The following is a 3,724-nucleotide window of genomic DNA, read 5'->3' on the forward strand; positions in this document are numbered from 1 at the left end:
CTTCAATGAACTGCTTGAGGTGTATTGCCACGCCTGCCTTCTGGTCGGCAGCCCCAAGGCCAATCATCCTGCCGCCTTGCACGCGCACCTTGAGCGGATTAGCCTTCCAGCCTGCGCAGGCGGGGACTGTGTCAACATGGCAGTCAAGAAGAAGGTGTTGTTTCCCCTCGCCACTAGTGCACACGACGTTTGGCCTGCCCTTGTAGACAAACTGGAACCTTGGCTTAAAGCCCTCCTGCTGCAGCAAGTTGAAGATGAACTTTTGGATGGCAAGCTCATTGCCCGAAACCGAATTTATGCTGACCAATTTTTTTGTAAGCCACAATAGGTTGACCAATGCCCCACCAAAGAGTATGATTCAAGCTTGTGCCTTTAATTCTTTGCGCACAGATCGCGAGTCTGCCTTCCATGGCAGGTTTGCCTGCAAATCAGCATATACAGGTGTCCAGAGCACTAGGAATTCCGTTGTTATTGTAGAAACATCGTAATCGTAGTATTTGCCATAAAACTTTTCCCTAAATGCATCAATAATTACCAGAAGCTGTTTAGAATTTTCCAGTATAAGTTCTATGATAAGGTCGTACCTTCCGACTATTTCTATTGCAAAAAGGCACTTATTTGTTGAGCTGAAGTAGTTTATTATGGCCCCGATTACCGAAGGGTCCACAAGGGAAATATTCACTTGGAAGAATGTCAATCCAAGCCTGTCGTAGTTGAGGGAAACCGCGTGGCCAAGTATGATTCCATCACGCTTTAGTTTTTTTATGGCATACTGGACTTTAGGCGGCTCAAGGCCTGTTCGTCTTGCTATTTCAAGAGCCGAAAGCCTGCCATTTGAGGATATGACGGAACAGATTTTGAGTTCATTTTCCCCGAGGCGATATGAACCTATCTGCTTTGAATGGTGCCTGTCCGCCTGCTCAGGCCCAAGGTGCAAGAACCTCTGGTTTAGCCTGTGGGTGCAAACAAAAACAACCATCTCCTTTTCAAGAACATGCTGGCCGTATGACTGCATGAAAGGGTAGAGGAAACTTGTAAAGTCAGTAGTGGTGCGAAGCAATACGACAACAACGCAGTCATAATATCCCTCCATGCTTGCAAGATAGATTATGTTGCGCTGCCTTTGCAGATATTCGTATATCTCTCTTTCCTTGCCCGGGGTAATGCTTTTGAACTTGAGATAAAGCTTGTAGGAATATTGGCCAAGTTTCCTTGTGTCAAAAATTGTGTAAAATCCGCTGAGTACCCCTTCTTCGACAAGCCTCCTGAGGCGAAAATTCACAGTCTCTTTGCTTTTACGCAGACGCCTGGCAATTTCGCTGGTGCTTATCCTTGCATCCAAATCAAGCTCATAAAGAATTTTGCAGTCAAGGGAATCGAGTTGGCGCGGCTGTTGCAATTGAGGTCTGCATTTTGCAGCTGATTTCGAAGATTTTTGCACAATTATTGATTAAATTAATAAAATATATAATAATATTCACAAATTTTGCAATATTCATTAGGATATTTTAATATATTTATAATGGCCTAGGATATAGCTTGATGGAGGGAACTAATGGGCGATACTGCGGCATTTGGCCAATATGAGAGGATTGTGCAACAGGTCTGCCAGCTTTCAAAAGAAGCGGCGCCTTATTCGGCTTGGCACCAATCACATTGCGCCAGAATATATGGCCATGCCCTGGAGATTGCAAGACTTGAAGGAATCGCAGTCGACCCTGTTGTCCTGATTTTGGCCTCCTACCTGCATAGTTTCGGCTCGTTTGACAAATACAGGGAGATAGGTGTTGGCAAATCCGTCCGCTCTGCCCAAATAGCAAGCCAGATACTTCAAGGCGAGAATCTGGCTGAGGAGAAAACACGGCTTGTGGTAAAAGTTATTGAGGGGCATGAGCATTTTGCCACCCCGGACACAAGCTGCGCCGAGGCGGTTGTTTTCCATGACGCAAACGCGCTGTCGTTTCTTGGCTCTGGTGCGATTATGATGATGCACGGAATAGCCGGCAGGGGAAACGGTGCAAAAAACATTGATGAGTGCAATGCAACTCTTTTGAGGTACAAAGAACAGCTGCCAAAATCTATAATCACAAAATCAGGGCAGGCAATTGCAACGCAAAAAGTTAGAGAAATGGAGCACTTTTTTTCCTATAAAGGCGGGAAGAGGAAATAGTGCCCAGAGTTTACCTATTTTCCGACAGGGGGCGCATACCAGACATTGAGGCTTTCAAGAGTGCTTGCGTATTGAATGCTTCTATCCGAAAGAAGATTGCAGTGGTACAAAAGCGTGCCTGCGCACTCCATTCCCGCCTGAGCCGAGGATTTGTTGACGGCAAGCCAGGGGGCGCGGTCCTCAGAGTATATGATGGCATTGTTGCCAAAAAGCCCGCGTAAAGTGCTGATTGCAAAGACTTGAAGTGCGGTTATCAGGCCATTGCCCCTGGCATGTTTGAATGTTGCATAATCCGAAAGCTCAAACATCGATACCTGCGTTCCGCTTTCCAGCCCAAACTCGCAGTGCTCTGCAATCAGGCTTGACGCTATTTTGCCATCTGCCCCCCGGGCCACAAAAACAACGTTCCCGTTTGAAACCATTGAGCTAATGGTCTGCTGCGTAATTGGAAACGTGTACACCTGATATGCTTCAGCATATAGCTCAAGCATTGACTTTATGTCCCCATTGCCCAGGGCTGGGTCAAACACCTCAAGGCTATAGCCGCCTTCAGTCGCCCTGGCGATTGCCCTTGATTCCCCAACCGGCCTGACATTCTGCACAATTGTGTTAAGGCTTTCTTGCTCTGCAGCCCTCAAGTCCTGCGACGGAACCCTTGACGGCTTGTTTTTCCCAAAGTAGACCAGGCTGTGGCCCGGGACTGCATTTCCCGCCTTAATCACAGCCTCAACAGGATATGTGGAGCCAGAATCTTGGCGTATTGATTCTGCAAGGCTTTCTGGCAAAAAAGCCCTGAATGTTGTCCTTGTGGATTGTCCGTTTGAGCGCTCAATTTTCGAAACTTGCGTGAAAAGTGAGCCAAGCTGCCCTTGCGTTTCTATTGGGGATAGGTAGATGCCCTTGAGCCGACGATTGTTTGCATCAAAGCCAGGGGGCCACTTGGCCCCAATGCTTGAGACTTTGTTCCCCGAGCCTTTGTGCACCAGTGATTGCGACAGCTCTCCAACTAATGCCATAAAAATACCAGATTACACGCTCTGCCAATATTTATAAATACTGCGAAAAGCGGAAAAAAACGGAAAAAATAGTACTAAAAAAGAACAAATATTCAAAAAAACGTAGTATTTATATATCTTCAAGCTGCGTTTTTTTGCATGAGGAAAATACTCATCCTAGATTCCACGCTGCGCGAAGGCGAGCAGGCGCCACTTGTCCACTTCAATGAAAGCCAGGCGCTGCAGCTTGCCAAAAAAATCGACCAGGCAGGCGTTGATTTTATTGAGGTTGCGCCTTCAGGCAATTACGGAGAAAAGCACGCGCTTTTTGAGCCTGTGCACGGCTCTGCCCCAAAGTATGCCGGACTTGATGTGGTCAACCCGACTGGAATGCTGCTTTCCGCTGCAATGATGCTGGAGCACATAGGAGAAAAGTCCGCGGCGCAAAAGTTGAACGCAGCAATACGGAATTGCTACGGGCAAAAAGTCACCACCCGCGATGTTGGCGGCACTGCAAAGACAAGCGAAATGGTGGAGAAAATCATTTCCATGCTTGATT

The 3,724-nt window shown here is 47.1% G+C and carries 5 protein-coding genes; 2 read left to right on the top strand and 3 right to left on the bottom strand.

Annotated elements, in window-relative coordinates:
- Both FJZ26_04875 and FJZ26_04880 read right to left on the bottom strand, forming a co-directional pair.
- A partial coding sequence (locus FJZ26_04875) for a M20 family metallopeptidase (GenBank protein ID MBM3229739.1) occupies positions 1 to 337 on the bottom strand: 337 nt, incomplete at its 3' end.
- A 21-nt stretch (positions 338 to 358) separates the two neighbouring features.
- Positions 359 to 1,282, bottom strand: a complete 924-nt coding sequence (locus FJZ26_04880) for a winged helix-turn-helix transcriptional regulator (GenBank protein MBM3229740.1) — start codon at positions 1,280 to 1,282, stop codon at positions 359 to 361.
- Positions 1,283 to 1,555: 273 nt separating this feature from the next.
- On the opposite strand from FJZ26_04880, the gene FJZ26_04885 reads away from it, so the two are divergent.
- Positions 1,556 to 2,170 (top strand): hypothetical protein, encoded by a 615-nt coding sequence (locus FJZ26_04885; GenBank protein MBM3229741.1) that lies wholly within the window; start codon positions 1,556 to 1,558, stop codon positions 2,168 to 2,170.
- Between the two features lie 14 nt (positions 2,171 to 2,184).
- Here the strand turns inward: FJZ26_04885 and FJZ26_04890 are convergent, their stop codons facing one another.
- Positions 2,185 to 3,186 carry a hypothetical protein gene (locus FJZ26_04890; protein MBM3229742.1) on the bottom strand — a complete coding sequence of 334 codons (1,002 nt, stop codon included), beginning with the start codon at positions 3,184 to 3,186 and terminating at the stop codon, positions 2,185 to 2,187.
- 138 nt (positions 3,187 to 3,324) lie between these two features.
- On the opposite strand from FJZ26_04890, the gene FJZ26_04895 reads away from it, so the two are divergent.
- Positions 3,325 to 3,724, top strand: a 400-nt coding sequence (locus FJZ26_04895) for a hypothetical protein (protein MBM3229743.1), incomplete at its 3' end; no start/stop codon positions are given.

This window comes from Candidatus Parvarchaeota archaeon (genome assembly GCA_016866895.1).
GTDB lineage: Archaea > Micrarchaeota > Micrarchaeia > Anstonellales > VGKX01 > VGKX01.

Coding starts and splice junctions, on each gene's coding strand:
- FJZ26_04885 (MBM3229741.1), top strand. CDS start 1,556: ATGGGCGATACTGCGGCATTTGGCCAATATGAGAGGATTGTGCAACAG.
- FJZ26_04890 (MBM3229742.1), bottom strand. CDS start 3,186: ATGGCATTAGTTGGAGAGCTGTCGCAATCACTGGTGCACAAAGGCTCG.